Source organism: Rheinheimera sp. EpRS3, from assembly GCF_001513785.1.
Lineage (GTDB): Bacteria > Pseudomonadota > Gammaproteobacteria > Enterobacterales > Alteromonadaceae > Alishewanella.
In genome coordinates this window covers 1-5,294 of the sequence record NZ_LNQS01000004.1, presented here as the reverse complement: position 1 = coordinate 5,294, position 5,294 = coordinate 1, and the positions used below count along the sequence as shown (strand labels likewise).

The 5,294-nt window shown below is 50.6% G+C and carries 2 tRNA genes and 3 rRNA genes; all 5 read right to left on the bottom strand.

The features are described from left to right. Positions 1–6 precede the first annotated feature (6 nt). Positions 7–121 (bottom strand): 5S ribosomal RNA (gene rrf / locus AR688_RS07195). 98 nt (positions 122–219) lie between these two features. Next, a 23S ribosomal RNA gene (locus AR688_RS07190) occupies positions 220–3,102 on the bottom strand. A 207-nt stretch (positions 3,103–3,309) separates the two neighbouring features. Next, a tRNA-Ala gene (locus tag AR688_RS07185) sits at positions 3,310–3,385 on the bottom strand. A 77-nt stretch (positions 3,386–3,462) separates the two neighbouring features. Next, positions 3,463–3,539 (bottom strand) — tRNA-Ile (locus AR688_RS07180). Between the two features lie 85 nt (positions 3,540–3,624). Further along, positions 3,625–5,149, bottom strand: a 16S ribosomal RNA gene (locus AR688_RS07175). The 16S, 23S and 5S rRNA genes sit together here with 2 tRNA genes alongside, the layout of an rRNA operon. Between the last annotated feature and the right edge of the window lie 145 nt (positions 5,150–5,294).

Sequence of the window (5,294 nt, the reverse complement as noted above, 5' to 3'; positions counted from 1 at the left end):
TTGGGAGCCTGGCGGTGAACTACTCTCGCATAGCGAATGCTACACTACCATCGTCGCAGCTGCGTTTCACTTCTGAGTTCGGAATGGGATCAGGTGGTTCCACAGCGCTATTGCCACCAGGCAAAAACTGTTTGTTGTTCTTTAACTTAGCAGGCTGATGTAGCGCTTACACACTGTATTCTTTCTACGCTTTCTCGCGCAAAACATCTTGGGCGTTGTATGGTTAAGCCTCTCGGGCAATTAGTATGAGTTAGCTTAACGCATCACTGCGCTTCCACACCTCACCTATCAACGTTGTGGTCTCCAACGACCCTTTAGTGGACTTAAAGTCCAAGGGATGACTCATCTTGTGGCCGGCTTCCCGCTTAGATGCTTTCAGCGGTTATCCGTTCCGAACGTAGCTACCGGGCAATGCCATTGGCATGACAACCCGAACACCAGCGGTTCGTTCACTCCGGTCCTCTCGTACTAGGAGCAACTCCACTCAATCATCCAACGCCCACGGCAGATAGGGACCGAACTGTCTCACGACGTTCTAAACCCAGCTCGCGTACCACTTTAAATGGCGAACAGCCATACCCTTGGGACCGACTTCAGCCCCAGGATGTGATGAGCCGACATCGAGGTGCCAAACACCGCCGTCGATATGAACTCTTGGGCGGTATCAGCCTGTTATCCCCGGAGTACCTTTTATCCGTTGAGCGATGGCCCTTCCATACAGAACCACCGGATCACTATGACCTACTTTCGTACCTGCTCGACGTGTCTGTCTCGCAGTTAAGCTGGCTTCTACCATTACACTAACCGTACGATGTCCGACCGTACTTAGCCAACCTTCGTGCTCCTCCGTTACTCTTTAGGAGGAGACCGCCCCAGTCAAACTACCCACCAGACACTGTCCGCAATCCCGATTCAGGGACCTACGTTAGAACATCAAACATACAAGGGTGGTATTTCAAGGACGGCTCCATCGTGACTAGCGTCACAACTTCAAAGCCTCCCACCTATCCTACACATGTAGGGTCAATGTTCAGTGCCAAGCTATAGTAAAGGTTCACGGGGTCTTTCCGTCTAGCCGCGGGTATACGGCATCTTCACCGCAATTTCAATTTCACTGAGTCTCGGCTGGAGACAGCCTGGCCATCATTACACCATTCGTGCAGGTCGGAACTTACCCGACAAGGAATTTCGCTACCTTAGGACCGTTATAGTTACGGCCGCCGTTTACCGGGGCTTCGATCAAGAGCTTCGCTTGCGCTAACCCCATCAATTAACCTTCCGGCACCGGGCAGGTGTCACACCCTATACGTCCTCTTACGAGTTTGCAGAGTGCTGTGTTTTTAATAAACAGTTGCAGCCAGCTGGTCACTGCGACTCTTCGCTGCTTACGGAGCAAGTCCTTCACAGCAAAGAGCGTACCTTCTCCCGAAGTTACGGTACTATTTTGCCTAGTTCCTTCAGCCGAGTTCTCTCAAGCGCCTTGGTATGCTCTACCTGACCACCTGTGTCGGTTTAGGGTACGGTCACCAATACCTGAAGCTTAGAGGCTTTTCCTGGAAGCATAGCGTCAGCAACTTCGTGTCCTTGGACACTCGTCTCGTATCTCAGTCTTAGCAACCCGGATTTACCTAAGTCACCAACCTACATACTTTCACGCGGACTACCAACGCCGCGCTTGCCTAGCTTTCTCCGTCCCCCCATCGCAGTATTGGCCGGTACAGGAATATTAACCTGTTTCCCATCGACTACGCCTTTCAGCCTCGCCTTAGGAGCCGACTCACCCTACCCTGATTAGCATGGGATAGGAACCCTTGGTCTTTCGGCGGGGAAGTTTTTCACTCCCCTTATCGTTACTCATGTCAGCATTCGCACTTCTGATACCTCCAGCCATCCTCCCGGACAACCTTCACAGGCTTACAGAACGCTCCTCTACCACTTGTGCAAGCACAAGTCCGCAGCTTCGGTGAATGATTTAGCCCCGTTACATCTTCCGCGCAGGCCGACTCGACTAGTGAGCTATTACGCTTTCTTTAAAGGGTGGCTGCTTCTAAGCCAACCTCCTAGCTGTCTATGCCTTCCCACATCGTTTTCCACTTAATCATTACTTTGGGACCTTAGCTGGCGGTCTGGGTTGTTTCCCTTTTCACGACGGACGTTAGCACCCGCCGTGTGTCTCCCGAGTAGTACTCATTGGTATTCGGAGTTTGCATGGGGTTGGTAAGTCGGGATGACCCCCTAGCCCAAACAGTGCTCTACCCCCAATGGTATTCGCTCGAGGCGCTACCTAAATAGCTTTCGAGGAGAACCAGATATCTCCGAGCTTGATTAGCCTTTCACTCCGATCCACAAGTCATCCCCATCTTTTTCAACAGATGTGGGTTCGGTCCTCCAGTTAGTGTTACCCAACCTTCAACCTGCTCATGGATAGATCGCCCGGTTTCGGGTCTACACCCTGCAACTATTCGCCCAGTTAAGACTCGGTTTCCCTACGGCTCCCCTATTCGGTTAACCTCGCTACAGAATGTAAGTCGCTGACCCATTATACAAAAGGTACGCAGTCACCCCACGAAGGGGCTCCCACTGCTTGTACGTACACGGTTTCAGGTTCTATTTCACTCCCCTTACAGGGGTTCTTTTCGCCTTTCCCTCACGGTACTGGTTCACTATCGGTCAGTCAGGAGTATTTAGCCTTGGAGGATGGTCCCCCCATCTTCAAACAGGATACCACGTGTCCCGTCCTACTCGTTTTCACTGTAAAAGCATTGTCGTGTACGGGGCTATCACCCTGTATCGCTGGTCTTTCCAGGCCATTCCACTAACACTAATACAACTTAAGGGCTACTCCGCGTTCGCTCGCCGCTACTAACGGAATCTCGGTTGATTTCTTTTCCTCGGGGTACTTAGATGTTTCAGTTCTCCCGGTTTGCCTCCCTACACTATGTATTCATGTAGGGATAACGCATAAATGCGCTGGGTTTCCCCATTCGGATATCTGCGGGTCTAACGCCTCTTACCGGCTTCCCACAGCTTTTCGCAGGTTAGTACGTCCTTCATCGCCTCTGACTGCCAAGGCATCCACCGTGTACGCTTATTCACTTAACCATACAACCCCAAAATGTCTTGAAGTCATACAGCGTGTTTAAGGTTCACAAATAAATATTGTTACCTTGTTTTTTACTACTATCAGCTTGCCAAATTGTTAAAGAGCGTTGAGCATAAAGCTCAAAGAGAAATGCTTCTTTAAGAAGAACTTATCTTTGAGTTTTCAAACAGTCATTTACTTCAGATGATGTTTTTCTATCTAAGTAATGGTGGAGTTAAGCGGGATCGAACCGCTGACCTCCTGCGTGCAAGGCAGGCGCTCTCCCAGCTGAGCTATAACCCCATTTTGGCATCAGTGTTGAGTTGTGAGTGGTTAGTGTTTAACTTAACACTCAGCACTTATCACTTAACACTCATAATTGGTTGGTCTGAGTAGACTCGAACTACCGACCTCACCCTTATCAGGGGTGCGCTCTAACCACCTGAGCTACAGACCAGCCGTAACCGCAAGGGTTCTTACTGTTTGCTCTACGTTACAATCAATCATCTGTGTGAACACTTATAACTTCAATTCACTTTAGGTAAGGAGGTGATCCAACCGCAGGTTCCCCTACGGTTACCTTGTTACGACTTCACCCCAGTCATGAATCACAAAGTGGTAAGCGCCCTCCCGAAGGTTAAGCTACCTACTTCTTTTGCAACCCACTCCCATGGTGTGACGGGCGGTGTGTACAAGGCCCGGGAACGTATTCACCGTGACATTCTGATTCACGATTACTAGCGATTCCGACTTCATGGAGTCGAGTTGCAGACTCCAATCCGGACTACGATACGCTTTATGAGATCCGCTCACTGTCGCCAGCTTGCCTCCCTCTGTACGTACCATTGTAGCACGTGTGTAGCCCTACTCGTAAGGGCCATGATGACTTGACGTCGTCCCCACCTTCCTCCGGTTTATCACCGGCAGTCTCCCTAGAGTTCCCACCATTACGTGCTGGCAACTAAGGATAAGGGTTGCGCTCGTTGCGGGACTTAACCCAACATTTCACAACACGAGCTGACGACAGCCATGCAGCACCTGTCTTACAGTTCCCGAAGGCACAATCGCATCTCTGCAATCTTCTGTAGATGTCAAGAGTAGGTAAGGTTCTTCGCGTTGCGTCGAATTAAACCACATGCTCCACCGCTTGTGCGGGCCCCCGTCAATTCATTTGAGTTTTAATCTTGCGACCGTACTCCCCAGGCGGTCTACTTAGTGCGTTAGCTGCGCTACTCACAGTACAAGACCACGAACAGCTAGTAGACATCGTTTACGGCGTGGACTACCAGGGTATCTAATCCTGTTTGCTCCCCACGCTTTCGCACCTGAGCGTCAGTATTGTGCCAGGGGGCCGCCTTCGCCACTGGTATTCCTCCAAATCTCTACGCATTTCACCGCTACACTTGGAATTCTACCCCCCTCTCACATACTCTAGCTTGCCAGTCTTGAATGCAATTCCCAGGTTGAGCCCGGGGCTTTCACATCCAACTTAACAAACCGCCTACGTGCGCTTTACGCCCAGTAATTCCGATTAACGCTTGCACCCTCCGTATTACCGCGGCTGCTGGCACGGAGTTAGCCGGTGCTTCTTCTGCGAGTAACGTCAAAATTAGCAGCTATTAACTACCAACCCTTCCTCCTCGCTGAAAGTGCTTTACAACCCGAAGGCCTTCTTCACACACGCGGCATGGCTGGATCAGGCTTGCGCCCATTGTCCAATATTCCCCACTGCTGCCTCCCGTAGGAGTCTGGACCGTGTCTCAGTTCCAGTGTGGCTGATCATCCTCTCAAACCAGCTAGGGATCGTCGCCTTGGTGAGCCATTACCCCACCAACTAGCTAATCCCATATAGGTGCATCCGACAACATATGGCCCGAAGGTCCCATACTTTGGTCCGTAGACGTTATGCGGTATTAACAGTCGTTTCCAACTGGTATCCCCCTCTGTCGGGCAGCTCCCTATACATTACTCACCCGTCCGCCGCTAGAACCGAAGTTCCCGCTCGACTTGCATGTGTTAGGCCTGCCGCCAGCGTTCAATCTGAGCCATGATCAAACTCTTCAATTAAAGTTCTTTCTGTCACCGAAGTGACGCTCAGTCTTACTGACTTAAAACATTTCTGCATAAGCCACTCAACCGATAAATTTCATTTTGTGAAATCCATCATAAGTGCCCACACAGATGATTGATTGCGAATTGTTAAAGAGCGTGC